6 protein-coding genes and 1 riboswitch are annotated in these 12760 nt (G+C 77.3%); of the genes, 1 reads left to right on the top strand and 5 read right to left on the bottom strand.

What is annotated here, in order from left to right; translation table 11 throughout:
* From AB0K51_RS25745 to AB0K51_RS25725, 5 genes are all read right to left on the bottom strand, one after another.
* Nucleotides 1-6596 (bottom strand): type I polyketide synthase (locus AB0K51_RS25745; RefSeq protein WP_363459431.1); only part of this gene is annotated, 6596 nt, incomplete at its 3' end.
* Nucleotides 6597-6672: 76 nt separating this feature from the next.
* Nucleotides 6673-9468 carry an AAA family ATPase gene (locus AB0K51_RS25740; RefSeq protein WP_363459430.1) on the bottom strand — a complete coding sequence of 932 codons (2796 nt, stop codon included), beginning with the start codon at nucleotides 9466-9468 and terminating at the stop codon, nucleotides 6673-6675.
* 256 nt (nucleotides 9469-9724) lie between these two features.
* Nucleotides 9725-9837: riboswitch (SAM riboswitch) on the bottom strand.
* Between the two features lie 86 nt (nucleotides 9838-9923).
* Nucleotides 9924-10739: a glutathione S-transferase C-terminal domain-containing protein gene (locus AB0K51_RS25735; RefSeq protein WP_363459429.1), complete on the bottom strand. Its 816-nt coding sequence runs from the start codon at nucleotides 10737-10739 to the stop codon at nucleotides 9924-9926.
* A gap of 112 nt (nucleotides 10740-10851) precedes the next feature.
* Nucleotides 10852-10980, bottom strand: coding sequence for a hypothetical protein (locus tag AB0K51_RS25730; RefSeq protein ID WP_363459428.1), 129 nt, complete (start codon nucleotides 10978-10980; stop codon nucleotides 10852-10854).
* A 152-nt stretch (nucleotides 10981-11132) separates the two neighbouring features.
* Entirely contained in the window at nucleotides 11133-11780 is a 648-nt protein-coding gene (locus tag AB0K51_RS25725) for a protein kinase (RefSeq protein WP_363459427.1), read from the bottom strand.
* 193 nt (nucleotides 11781-11973) lie between these two features.
* Here AB0K51_RS25725 and AB0K51_RS25720 point away from each other — a divergent pair, with 193 nt between their 5' ends.
* Nucleotides 11974-12612 (top strand): PASTA domain-containing protein, encoded by a 639-nt coding sequence (locus AB0K51_RS25720; protein ID WP_363459426.1) that lies wholly within the window; start codon nucleotides 11974-11976, stop codon nucleotides 12610-12612.
* Nucleotides 12613-12760: the final 148 nt, after the last annotated feature.

Below are 12760 nucleotides of genomic sequence, written 5' to 3'. Positions count from 1 at the left end.
TCCGCGCCGACCGGCAGCGGCTCGGCGGCCGGGCCGACGGGGGCGGCGGCCGGCGCGGGCAGCCAGTCGAGCCGGTACGCCGCGTCGGCGGGTGTCGCGGCGGCCGGGCGCAGCGTGAGGGCGGCGACGTCCGCGACGGGGCGGCCTCCGGTGTCGGTGACCGCGAGGGCGACGGTGTCCCGTCCGGCGGGCGTGATCCGCACCCGCAGGGCGGTGGCTCCGTGCTGACGGACCGTCACCTCCCGCCAGGAGAACGGCAGGACGGTGCGCTCCTCGTCGCGGACCACGGCGTGCAGGGCGGCGTCCAGCAGGGCGGGGTGCAGGGCGTGGTCGGCGGCGTCGGCGGCCGGCGCGATCTCGGCGTACCGCTCCTCGCCGCGCCGCCACAGTGCGGCGAGCCGCCGGAACGCCGGCCCGTAGCGGTAGCCGCGCTCGGCGAGCTCCGGGTAGAGGCCGGACAGGTCGACGGGTTCGGCCCCGGGCGGCGGCCACGGCGCGCCGGCCTCGTCGGCGGCGCGGTGCAGGGCATGGTCGGCGTCGGCGGCGGTGGCGGCCGGCTGGGCGTCGGCGGCGGCCGGAGCGGCGGTACCGGCCGCGTGCCGGGTCCATGCGGCGTCGGGCAGGTCGGGGCGGGAGCGGATCTGCAGCGGGCGGCGCCCGGTGTCGGCGGCGGCTCCGACCAGCACCTGGAGGCGGACGCCGCCCTGCTGGGGCAGCGTCAGCGGCGCCTCCAGGTCGAGCGTCTCGATCCGGTCGGCACCGGCCCGCGCCGCGGCCTGGACGGCCAGCTCCAGGAAGGCCGTGCCGGGCAGCAGCACGTGCTCGCCGACGGCGTGGTCGGCCAGCCACGGGTGCGTGCGCAGCGAGATCCGTCCGGCCAGCAGCCAGCCCGCGCCGTCGGGCAGCTCGGCGGCGGTGCCCAGCAGCGGGTGCCCGGTCGCGTCGAGGCCGCCGGCGTCCGCGGGCGCGGCGGGCTGGTCGAGCCAGTGCCGACTGCGCTGGAACGGGTAGGTGGGCAGCGCGCGGGCGGGTGCCGCGGGCAGCGCGCGGTCCCAGTCGACCTCGGCGCCGTGCAGGTGCAGCCGGACCAGCGCCTCGGTGAGCGTCTCGGCTTCCGGTCGCCCGGCGCGCAGCAGGGTGGCGAAGACGCGCGGTCCCTCTTCCGCGTCGAGGGTCTCCTCGGCGAGCGCGGTGAGGACCGGGCCGGGGCCGAGCTCGAGGTACGCGGTGGTACCGGCGCGGTGCAGGGCGCGCACGCCGTCGTGGAAGCGGACCGCCTCGCGGATGTGCCGCACCCAGTAGTCGGGGCTGCGCAGCTGCTCGTCGGTGGCGGGCTCGCCGGTGAGGTTGGAGATCACGGGCAGGCGCGCCGGGTGGAACTCCAGCTCGGCGGCGACGGCGCGGAACTGGTCGAGGACGGCGTCCATGTGGGCGGAGTGGAAGGCCCGGCCGACCGGGAGCAGCTTGGTGCGCCGGCCGCGGCCGCGCCAGGCGTCGGCGAGGCGGCGGACCTCGTCGGCGTCGCCGGAGAGCACCACCGAGGACGGGCCGTTGACGGCGGCGAGGGAGACCGCCGGGCCGAGGTCGGCGGCGATCTCGGCCTCGGTGGCTTGGACGGCGGCCATCGCACCGAGCGCGGGCAGCGACTCCATCAGCCGGCCGCGCGCGGCGACCAGCGTGACGGCGTCGGGCAGGGTGAGCACCCCGGCGAGGTGGGCCGCGCTCAGCTCGCCGACCGAGTGGCCGATCAGCCGGTCCGGGCGCAGGCCGCGGGACTCGGCGAGCCGGTGCAGCGCGACGTGCAGGGTGAACAGCGCGGGCTGGGTGTAGGCCGTCGTGTCGAGGCGGGCGGCGTCCGCGGAGCCGGGCTCGGCGAACATCACCCGGACGAGCGGCTCGGCGAGGTGCCGGTCGAACAGTGCGGCGGTCTCGTCCAGCGCGGCGGCGAAGACCGGTTCGGCCGCGTACAGCGCACGCCCCGCGCCGGGCCGCTGGCTGCCCTGGCCGGAGTAGAGGAAGGCGGTGCGCACCGTGCGGGCGGCGGTGCCGCGCAGCAGCCCGGCGGCGTCGGCCCCCTCGGCGAGCGCGCGCAGCGCCCCGACGGGGTCGGCGAGGACGGCGGCACGGTGCTCGAAGTGGGTGCGGGTGGTGGCGAGCGCCCGGCCGAGTCCGGAGGCGTCCCGTTCGGCGAGCGGGAGCAGCCGGGCGGCCTGCGCGCGCAGGGCCTGGTCGGTGCGGGCCGACAGCAGCAACGGGGCGACGGCGGCGGGCTCGACGGGGGCGGCAGGAGGCTCGGCGGGGGCGGCAAGAGGCTCGACGAGACCGGGCGGGGCCTCCAGGACCAGGTGCGCGTTGGTGCCGCTGATCCCGAAGGAGGAGACCGCGGCGCGGCGCGGACGCCCGGTGTCGGGCCAGGGCGTGGTGTGCTCCAGCAGCCGGACCCGGCCGGTGCTCCAGTCGACGTGCGGTGTCGGGGCGTCCAGGTGCAGGGTGCCGGGCAGCTCGCCGTGCTGCATCGCCTGGACCAGTTTGATCACGCCGGTGACCCCGGCGGCGGCCTGGGTGTGGCCGAGGTTGGACTTCGACGATCCGACCAGCAGCGGGAGTTCGCGGTCCTGGCCGTAGGCGGTGAGGAGTGCCTGGGCCTCGATCGGGTCGCCGAGCGCGGTGCCGGTGCCGTGCGCCTCGACGGCGTCGACCTCGGCGGGGGTGAGGCCCGCGGCGGCCAGCGCCTGCCGGATCACCCGTTCCTGGGCGGGGCCGTTCGGCGCGGTCAGGCCGTTGGAGGCGCCGTCCTGGTTGACGGCGCTGCCGCGGACCACGGCGAGCACCGGGTGACCGTGGCGGCGGGCGGCGGAGAGCCGCTCCAGCAGGACCAGGCCGACGCCCTCCGCCCACGCGGTGCCGTCCGCGGCGGCCGCGAACGGCTTGCAGCGCCCGTCGGGGGCGAGGCCGCGCTGGCGGCTGAACTCGGTGAACATGCCGGGGGTCGACATCACGGTGACGCCGCCCGCGACGGCCAGCTCGCACTCGCCTGTGCGCAGGGCCTGGGCGGCGAGGTGGATCGCCACCAGCGAGGAGGAGCAGGCGGTGTCGACGGTGATCGCCGGGCCCTCCAGGCCCAGGGTGTAGGCGAGGCGGCCGGAGGCGACCGAGGTGAGCGTGCCGGTCAGCGCGTGGCCCTCGTAGCCGGGCGGGGTCTCGTGCAGCCGGGGCCCGTACTCCTGCGGCATCGCGCCCACGAACACGCCGGTACGGGTGCCGCGCAGCGCGCCGGGGACGATCCCGGCCCGCTCGGCCAGTTCCCAGGCGGACTCCAGCAGCAGGCGCTGCTGGGGGTCCATCGCGGCGGCTTCGCGCGGGGCGAGGCCGAAGAACGCGCCGTCGAAGGCGTCCGCGTCGTACAGGAACCCGCCCTGCCGGGTGTAGGAGCTGCCGGGCCGTTCGCCGTCGGGGTCGTAGAGGGCGTCCAGGTCCCAGCCCCGGTTGTCGGGGAACGGGCCGATCGCGTCGCGGCCCTCGCGCAGCAGCTGCCACAGCTGCTCGGGGCTGTCCGCGCCACCGGGCCACCGGCCGCTCAGCGCGACCACCGCGACCGGGTCGTCCTCGGCCGGCGCGACGGGCGAGGGCGGCGGCGCGACCTCGGCGCCGTCGGCGGCCAGGTAGGCGGCGACGGCCCGCGGGGTGGGGCGGTCGAAGGTGAGGGTGGAGGGCAGCGCCCGGCCGGTGGCACCGGCCAGGCGGTCGCGGAACTCGACGGCGGCGACCGAGTCGAAGCCGAGGTCCTTGAAGGTGCGGTCGGGGTCGACCTGCTCGGGGCCGGCCTCGCCGAGCACCAGCGCGGCCCCGGCCCGGACCGCGGCCAGCGCCCGTTCCTCGGTCCACTCCCCGGCGTGTTCGGCGGTGTCCGGCACCCGCTCGACGGCCGGCTCGGCCGCCTGCGGCAGCGGCGACGGCACGGCGGCGGACGTCAGCAGCCGGCGCTGGAAGGCGTAGGTGGGCAGCGCGACGTGCGGGCCGGGACGGCCGTGGCGGGCCTGCCAGTCGACAGTGCCGCCGCGCACGTGGAACTCGGCGAGCGAGGTGAGGAACTGCTCCGGGCCGCCCTGGTCGCGGCGCAGCGTCCCGGTGACGGCGGCGTCCTCGGCGATCCGACCGAGGCCGACGGTGAGCACGGGGTGGGCGCTGGCCTCGACGAAGCCGCGGTGGCCGTCGGCGAGGGCGGCGCGCACGGCGCGTTCGAGTTGCACGGTGCCGCGCAGGTTGCGGTACCAGTAGTCGCCGGTCAGCTCGGCGGTGTCGAGCCGGCCGCCGGTGACGGTGGAGTAGAACGCGGTGGCGGCGCGGCGCGGGCGGATCCCGGCGAGCAGCGCGGGCAGGCGGTCGCGCAGCGGTTCGACCTGCGGCGAGTGCGAGGCGTAGTCGACCGGGACGAGCTTCGCCCGGACGTCCTGCGCCTGGTACTCGGCGACCAGCCGCTCGACGGCCTCCCGGTCGCCGGAGATCACGGTGGTGTCCGGCCCGTTGACGGCGGCGACGGTGACCCGGTCCGCCTCGCGGACCAGCCGGTCGGCGACCTGGGCGGCGGGCAGCGGGACCGCGGCCATCGCGCCGCGGCCCGAGCCGCCGAGCCCGGCGATGGCCCGGGCGCGCAGGGCGACCACCGCGGCGGCGTCCTCCAGGCTGAGCGCACCGGCCACGTACGCGGCGGCGATCTCGCCCTGCGAGTGGCCGATCACCCCGTCCGGCACCACGCCGTGGGCCCGCCACAGGGCGGCCAGCGACACCATCACCGCGAACAGCACGGGCTGCACCACGTCCACCCGGTCGAGGCCGGGCGCGCCGGGCTCCCCGCGCAGCACGGCGCCGAGCGACCAGTCCACGTGCGGGGCGAGGGCCTGCTCGCAGGCGGCCAGTTCGGCGGCGAACTCCGGTGCGCTGTCGAGCAGTTCGCGCGCCATGCCGTCCCACTGGGAGCCCTGGCCGGGGAAGACCAGCACGGTGCCGCCGGTGGCGAGCGCCCGGCCTCGGACCAGGCCGCCGGCCTGCCCGCCCGCGGCGAGCGCGTCGAGGGCCGCGAGCAGCTCGGAGCGGTCCCGGCCGACCGCGGCGGCGCGGTGCCCGTGGTGGGTGCGGGCGGTGGCCAGCGCGCGGCCGATCGCGGCGGGGGTCAGGTCGGTCCGCCGTTCGGCGAACTCCCGCAGCCGGGCGGCCTGTTCGCGCAGCGCGGCGGAGGTGTGACCGGAGAGCGGCCAGAGCGCCGGTTCGGCGTCCTCGGCCGCGCCGCCGCCCGCGGGGGCGGCGGAGATGTCCGGCGCGGCGGTCACCACGACGTGTGCGTTGGTGCCGCCGACGCCGAACGAGCTCACGCCCGCGACCGGCGTGCGCTCGTCGTTGGGCCAGGGGCCAGATTCGGTGCGCACCCGCAGTCCGAGCCGGTCGAACGGGATCTCGGGGCTGGGGGTGCGGAAGTTGAGGCTGGCCGGCAGCCTGCGGTGGTGCACCGCGAGGACCGTCTTCAGCAGTCCGACGATGCCGGCCGCGCCTTCCAGGTGCCCCACGTTGGTCTTGACGGACCCGACCAGCAGCGGCGCCTGCGCGGCGCGCCCGGTGCCGAGCGCCGCACCGAGGCCCGCCGCCTCGATCGGGTCGCCGACCCGGGTGCCGGTGCCGTGCAGCTCCACGTAGTCGACCCGGGCGGGTGCCACCCCGGCCCGGCGCAGCGCCCGCCGGACCACGTCGGCCTGCGCGGCGGCGCTCGGCACGGTGAGGCCGTCGGTGGCGCCGTCGCTGTTGACGGCGCTGCCCAGCAGGACGGCGTACACCCGGTCGCCGTCGGCGAGCGCCCGCGGCAGCGGCTTGAGCACCAGGACGGCGCCGCCCTCGCCGCGGGCGAAGCCGTTGGCGCGGGCGTCGAAGGTGTAGGACCGGCCGTCGGGCGACAGCGCCCCGAACCGCTCCAGCGCGACCGCCGAGTCGGGCGCCAGGTTGAGGTGGACGCCGGCCGCGAGGGCGTACTCCGACTCGCCGGAACGCAGGCTCTCCAGCGCGAGGTGGACGGCGACCAGCGAGGAGGACTGCGCGGCGTCCACGGTCAGGCTGGGCCCGCGCAGGTCCAGGGCGTAGGAGACCCGGTTGGCGATCACGCCCCGGTTCAGGCCGGTGAGGGTGTGCCGGGAGATGGCACCGGTGCGGGCGGTGAGGGCCGCCCAGTCCCCGCCGATCGCGCCGACGAACACCCCGGTGCGGCCGCCGGCCAGCCGGCCGGGCACCACCCCGGCGTCCTCCAGCGCCTCCCAGGCCAGCTCCAGCACGAGGCGCTGCTGCGGGTCGGCGGCGGCGGCCTCGGCGGCGGAGATCCCGAAGAACTCGGGGTCGAACCGGTCGACGTGGTCGAGGTGGCCGCCGGGCCGGTCCGGGCCGCCGTCGGCGAACCGGGCCGGGGGGACGGCGCCGACCGCGCTGCGGCCGGAGTCCAGCAGCTCCCAGAACGCCTCCGGGTCCGCCGCGCCGGGCAGCCGGCAGGCGACACCGATCACGGCGACCGCCTCCGGGGAGCCGGCGTCGGGCACGGACTGGTCGAAGGGTTCCGCCATGGTGGATTCCACTCCTGTGGGGCCGGTGTCGTCGCTGTGCCCGCAGCGTCCCGCGCCGTCCGGCCCCGGCGGCCCCCTAGGCAACCCCTGTCGAACCCCTAGTGGCCATCACCAGCGGCTGCTCGGCCGCCTGCTGCTCGGCCCGGACCACCGCGGCGAGGTCGATCCGGCGGCGGACCCCGAGCTTGCGGTAGACCCGGGTCAGGTGCTGCTCGACCGTGCTCACGGTGATGTACAACTTGCGGGCGATGTCCCGGTTGGACAGGCCCTGCACGGCGAGCTCGGCGACCCGGCGTTCGGCCTCCGACAGGCCCTCCGGCGCGGGGACCACCGACAGCGCCGGGGTGCGCGGCAGCCGGCGGTCTACCAGCCGGGCCCGGCCGGGGTCGCCGTCGCGCTGGTGGGCCTCGCTGAGCTCGGCGAGGACCTTCGCCAGGTCGGCCTCGGCTCCGGCCTGCTCCAGCTCGTCCACGGCGCGCTCCAGCAGCACGGTGCGCTCGGTCCGTTCCGCCGCGCCGGCCCGGGTCCACAGGGCGAGGCCGCGCAGCCGCCGGTGGCCCGAGCTGCCGAGCCGGGCGAGCTGCTGGTCGGCCAGGTGGGCCGCGGCCTGCGGGCGGCCGAGGGCGAGGTGGGCGCGGGCCGCGCCCAGCCGCCACGGGGCGATGGCCGGCAGGTGGTCCAGTCCCCAGCGCGCCATGGTGTCGCCGCAGGCGCGGTACTCGGCCAGCGCGTCCTCGGCCCGGCCCACGGCGAGCAGGTGGCCGGCCCGGGCGTACCGGTGGTGCAGGCCCGCCGGGGTGCGGTCCATGGCCTCGGGGACGGCCAGGTCCAGGTAGCGCGCGGCGTCCTGGTGGAGGCCGAGCGCGGTGCGCGCGGCGATCATGGTGGAGAGCGGCAGGCCGACCGCGACGCCCCACGCCGCCGGGGCGAACCGGGCGAACGTCGCCCGGGCGGCCTCGTCGGCGGTCCGCAGGTCGCCCTGGCGCAGCGCCGCCTCGGCGCGCAGCGCGGAGAACAGCGCCTGCCAGGTGCTGCCGCAGCGGGTGGCCGCCCGTTCGGCGAGCGTGCCGCACCAGCGCACCGCCCGGTCGGCCCGGTCGGCGTAGAGCAGCACGGTCAGTGCGGTGGTGAGCGCCTCGTTGTCGCGCCCGCCCGGGCGGGCGTCGCGCAGCACGGCCTCGGCCCGGACCACCGCCTGCTCCGGGCCGGTGGTGCCCTGGAGCAGCGCGGTCAGCAGCCGCATCCCGCCGGCCGGGTCGTCCGGCCCGGGTGCGGCGGCCGGCTGCAACGTCGGGTACCAGTACCGCAGCCAGGTGCGCAGGTTCTCGCCCGCGCCGGCGCGCCCGGGTTCGGCCTCGAACCGCTCCAGCTCGGCGAGCCCCTGTTCGGGCCGCCCCTGCCAGAACAGGTGCCGGATCTCCTTGAGCCGCCGCCCGGTTCCGTCCTCGCCGAGCACCTCGGTGCCCGGCAGCGACGGCACGCAGCGGAAGGCCACCGTCTTGGCGTCGGTTCCGACGACCACCGCCGCGGACCCGCCGGTACGCCTCGGCTCCTCCGGGGCGGCGGGCGCGGCGGACCCCTTCGGCGGGGCGCTCGCGAGGTGCACGGCCCGCCCGGCGTCCGGATCGGGCCGGGCCGACCCGTCCGACGCGTGCCCGGTGGACGGCTGCGACGCCGACGGCTGCGGGACGGACGGCTGCGGGACGGCCCACGGGGGACGCCGGTGGCCTTCGGCGACCCGGAGGTGGGTGTCGACGGCGGCCGGTTCGACGCCGGCGTCGCGCAGCAGGCGGGCGGCCCGCTCGTGCAGCGCCGCCTGGTCCTCGGGGCGCATCGCGGCGAGCAGGTCGCCCGCCGCGCTCGGGTGGCGGAAGCCGCCGTCCTGGAACAGCCCGGCGGCGTGCAGCAGGTAGAGCGCCCGCGGGAGGGCCTCGGCGGGCAGCAGCAGCAGGTCGGCGAGGAGCGCGGGGGTGGCGGCCGGGCCGAGGACGGCCACGCCGCGGGCGTAGCGCAGCGCCAGCGGGTCGATGCGGTGCAGGCAGTGCATCAGGCCGCGGCGGTAGCCCTCGCCGACGGCGAGCTCGGCCGGTGCTCCGGCTCGCTGGTGGTCGTCCATCAGGGCGTGCAGCAGCAGCGGGTTGCCGCCGGTGAGGCGGTGCGCATCGTCGGCGGCGGCTGCGGCGGGCCCGAAGCGGTCGCGGAACAGGGCGGCGGTCGGGCCGGGCGGCAGGACGTCCAGCCGGACCTGCCGGTAGTGCGGCTGCCGGGCGAGTTCGACCTCGAAGAACGGGTTCGGGGGCGTCATGGTCTCGCGCGAGCTGAGGACGGTCAGGACACCGGCGCTGCGGGTGCGGCGGACCAGGTAGAGCAGGAACTCCAGCGACTGCGGGTCGGCGTCCTGCCGGTCGTCGACCGCGATCACCACGGGGGCGCGCTCGGTGAGGCCGCGGACCAGGCCGAACAGGCCCTCCAGGGTGAGCTGGCCGAGTCGGCGCTGCAGTCCGTCGGCGGGCTGGTGGCGGCGGGCCGCCTCCGCGGTGCCCTGGGCGAGGAGGATCTCGGCGGCGGCGGCCTCCTGCGGGTCGAGCGGCGCGCTCTGCAGCAGTTGCCGGGCCAGGCCCAGCGGGAAGTCGTGCTCCAGCGGCGATCCGGTGCCCAGCAGCACGGTGGCGCCGCGGTCGGCGGCCACGTCGGCGAAGGCGTAGAGGAGTTCGCTGCGGCCGCTGCCCACCGATCCGTGCAGCGCGATGACGGACCCGGTGCCCGTCTCGCACCGGTGGAGCGCTTCGGACAGCTGCCGGTACTCGGCCTCCCGGCCGGCCGGCAGTGCTCGCGGAAGGTCACGCGCGGTCCGCGTGGGGACGATGGACATCCGTACTCCTGAAACAGGGCGCGCGGAAGTTCGGCCGGACGGCGCGCCTCCTCACGCGGAGTTCGTGATCGGGAATCGTCTGGCCGGCCGGGGCCCGAGGTCAGGGCCGCCGGCCGGCCGCCGTCAGCGACAGAGGGAGCTGGCCCGCCGGAGCAGGTCGATGTCGAGCCGCGCCACCAGCCGAAGGTCGGCGGAGCGACGCCCGGCTACCCCCTGGCTCACGGCCTTCTCCATCCCCGCCCGATCCGGGCAAACCGTCCTGCGCTTGCGGCACGATGCCGTGCCGCCTGGCTTATCCCCGGGGCACCCCACCGCAGTGTGGGGGTTGCCGGTCAGTCGGCCGGGGCCTTGGGACTGACACTCTTCGCCGGTGGTGATTCTAGGAACGCCGTTCTGAAGGCGTCAATCGGATCCGGCGTCGTCTGCGTCACCCCGCCGCGCGTGCTGATGCCCAGTCAACCCGCCAGCCGGACCGGCACGTCGGCGTCCGCGGTGCGGTGCGGCGCCGGGTCGGGCAGCGCCGCGGGCGGGTCGACGTGGCGGGCGAAGGCGGGGTGGGCGGCCAGTCCGCGGGTGTAGCCCCAGGTACGGGGGTGGTCGGCGACCTGCTGCGCGGCGGCGCTCCCGAGGCCGCGGAGGTGGACGGTGTCCAGCTGGTGCAAGGCTGCCCAGAGCCGGACGTCGGCCAGGGTGAGCGGCCCGTCGAGCAGCCCGCGGCCCTCGGCCAGCCGGCGTTCGACCGTGTCCAGACTGTGCAACAGGGTGCGCAGCGCCGCCGCGCGGACGGCCGGGTCGGCGGCGGTGGCGGCCTGCCCGGCGGCCGACTCGATGCCCCGGGCGGACAGCCGGTCGATCGCGGCGACGGCGGTCTCTGTGCCGGCCGGCAGCAGGTCGGCGCCGGTCCGGTCGAAGCGGCGCGCCAGGTCGCAGGCGATGGCGTACGGGTCGGTGCTGACGATGCGTCCGGTCCAGCCGTCGCTGAGCGCCGGGGGTCGGGCCGGTCCGGGGTGCCGGTGCGCGCCGGCCTCGTACAGCGGCCGCAGCGCGCGGTAGCCGCCGTCGGGGGCGTCGGGCAGGTCCGGGAGGATGTCGGTGGGGAGGATCTCGTCGAGGCCGAGCAGGGCGTGGGTGACGGCGAGCCACCGACAGGGCGGGTCGGTGCGCACCAGGTGGAGCCGGTAGCGGTGCGGGACGGCGGGGTAGCCGCTGTCGGCGTCGCGGCCGATCCGGCTGCGGAAGGCGGGCACGGCGGAGGGGAACGGCACGGGCATGTGGGTCTCCCGGACAGGGCTGCGCGGGCACGCGGACGGGGCGTGCCGCGGCGGGGCGGGGCAGGGTTGGGTGAAGGGAACTCGACGTGGACGGGCCGGAGCTGACGATGCGTCAGTCGCGGGGCGGCCGTGCCATGCTGCTGCAGACCCGCAGCAGGTCGATGTGCAGTCGGCAGGTCAGCACGGGGAGCAGGCGGACGGCGTGCGCCACGCCCTCGACGAACCGCTCCGTGTGCCGCACGTGACCCCCGAAGGTGCTTGGATTCCCGCCCGGAGTGTCACCCCGGCCCGGCCCGCCGTCAAGAGCCCGCGCCGCACCCGCCGCCGCATCGAGACCTGACTCCCTTCAGCGGCAGGCCACTTGACGGTCCCTCGAAACCTCGAGCGGTCGGCTCATCCGGACGGCGGCACGTACCACTGCTGGGAGGTGTTGCCCGGGGTGCAGGTCTGCATGGTGGCGGGCTTCCCGGTGCCGTTGTCGGTGAGGCACTGCCGGCCCATGTAGTTGCTGGTGGTGATCTTCGTGCCGGCCGACGCCGCGGCGATGCCGAAGTCGGTGACCGTCAGCCCGCCGTCGCGGCGCAGCATCAGGTTCGACGGCTTCAGGTCGCGGTGGACGATGTCCTGCAGGTGCGCGGCGTTCAGCGCGTCGAGCGCCTCCGCGAGCAGCCCGAGCGCCCGGGCGGGAACCAGCGGGCCCTCCGCGGCCAGCACCTGGTGCAGCGGCCGGCCGTCGATGAACTCCATGACGATGTACGCCGGTTGGTCGGCGCGGTCGGCGTCGGCGGCGCTCTCGTCGGGCTCGGAGTAGTCGAAGACGCGCACGATTCCGGGGTGCTTGAGGGTGGCCAGCACGCGCGCCTCGCGCCGGAACCGCTCGGTGAAGCTGTGCTCGGCCGGCAGGCCCGGCTGCATGATCTTCACCGCGACCTGGCGCTTCAGCACGCCGTCCTCGGCGCGCCAGACCTCGCCCGTGCCGCCGCTGCCCACCCGCTCGGCGAGCGTGTAGCGCCCGCCGAGCACGGTCCCCCGACCACGCATCCCGCCCCCTCAGCACTGACCTGTCCCCGACAGGCCGTCAACTCGCGGGCCAGTCTGCCAGATCACGAACCGCCCGCCCCCGTCCGCGGGCACCACCGGGCACTCGGTCACAGTCCGGCCACACCTCGCACACCACTCCCCCACCGCCACTACGGTCCCAACCACCTGACCCCCAGCCCCAGGGACGTCGAACGTGCACCGAGCCACCCTCGCCACCACCCTGCTCCTGGCCGCCGCGGCGCTGACCGCCTGCGAGCCGACCACCACCGCCACCGGGACGCCCCCGCCCGCGGCTCCCCCCACCCCCGCCGCCTCCGCCGCCTCCCCCTCGCCCGCCGGCGTCGGGGCCACCCGCACCGCCGAGTTGCAGAACTTCACCGGCCTGGGCCTGCAGTCCGCCCAGGACAAGGCCCAGGCCGCCGGGTTCTACAGCCTGCACTCGCACGATGCGCTGGGCCGCTCCCGCACCCAACTCGTCGACCGGGACTGGAAGGTGTGCGCGCAGACCCCCGCGGCCGGCCCGCAGTCGATCAACGTGGCCATCGACTTCGCCGCGGTGAAGCTGGACGAGCAGTGCCCCGCCCAGGACCAGGGCGGCTCGACGCCGTCGGCCGGATCGTCGATGCCGGACGTGAAGGGCAAGTCGGTGGCGTCCGTGCGGGACGTGCTGCCGCGCTCCACCGGCCTGACCGTGAAGGACGCCGCGCAGGGCCGCGCCGTCCTGGTGGAGTCCAACTGGCAGGTCTGCGCGCAGGATCCCGCCCCCGGGGCCGCGCTGACCGGGCAGCCGGTGACCCTGCGGGTCGTCAAGTTCGGCGAGCAGTGCCCGTAGCCCCGCCACCCGAGGGCGCCCCACTGCCCGGGGCGCCCTCGCCGCACGTGCACCGCCCCGCGCCCGCCGCCCCCCGGACCGGGAACTGGACAAAGATCCCGGCCACGCTGGCGGAAACCGGCCCCCGCGCGCCAAACATCGTCTACGG

The sequence above is a fragment of the Kitasatospora sp. NPDC049285 genome, assembly GCF_040678815.1.
Lineage (GTDB): Bacteria > Actinomycetota > Actinomycetes > Streptomycetales > Streptomycetaceae > Kitasatospora.
This window is presented reverse-complemented; position numbering and strand designations above follow the sequence as displayed.

Excerpts from the sequence above, each read along its gene's own strand:
- AB0K51_RS25740 (WP_363459430.1), bottom strand. The coding sequence starts at position 9,468 with ATGTCCATCGTCCCCACGCGGACCGCGCGTGACCTTCCGCGAGCACTG.
- AB0K51_RS25735 (WP_363459429.1), bottom strand. The coding sequence starts at position 10,739 with ATGCCCGTGCCGTTCCCCTCCGCCGTGCCCGCCTTCCGCAGCCGGATC.
- AB0K51_RS25725 (WP_363459427.1), bottom strand. The coding sequence starts at position 11,780 with ATGCGTGGTCGGGGGACCGTGCTCGGCGGGCGCTACACGCTCGCCGAG.